The organism is Mycobacterium sp. MUNTM1 (assembly GCF_054660795.1).
On the sequence record NZ_BAAGDE010000161.1, the window covers coordinates 1 to 374 of the forward strand.

Annotated in this window: 1 protein-coding gene; it reads right to left on the minus strand. The window is 70.9% G+C overall.

Translation table 11 applies throughout. From position 1 onward, the window contains the following. Positions 1-221: hypothetical protein (locus tag ACYQ8K_RS30230; RefSeq protein WP_459975065.1), on the minus strand; the 221-nt coding region annotated here is incomplete at its 3' end. Between the last annotated feature and the right edge of the window lie 153 nt (positions 222-374).

Genomic DNA, 374 nt, shown 5'->3' on the forward strand with positions numbered 1-374 from the left:
ACCACACAGACGATGAGCACCACCAGCGCCGTGTCTGGGACGGCGGCCATCGCCACCGCTCCCCCAGCGGCCAACATCACCGCGGCCGCCAACTGGGTCGGCGCCATCGCGCGCAGCGCCAACGCGGTGGCGCCGAAATCCCGGTTGTGGGCAAGCGACCAGGTGCCGAACCCCGCCGAGGCCACCGCCGCACACATGCACAGCACGCCCGCAATCAGCATGGGCTCACAATACGAGCCGGGTTGTCGGCCCGCGAACCCGGCTCCGGGTGCGCGCGCCGCCTTCCTTTAGTGCTGCAGGAACGAGAAGTTCGGGAGCGGGGGCAGGCCCGGCACCATGGCCAACAGGCTGGGGGTGCGCTGCGGGTTCGTCAC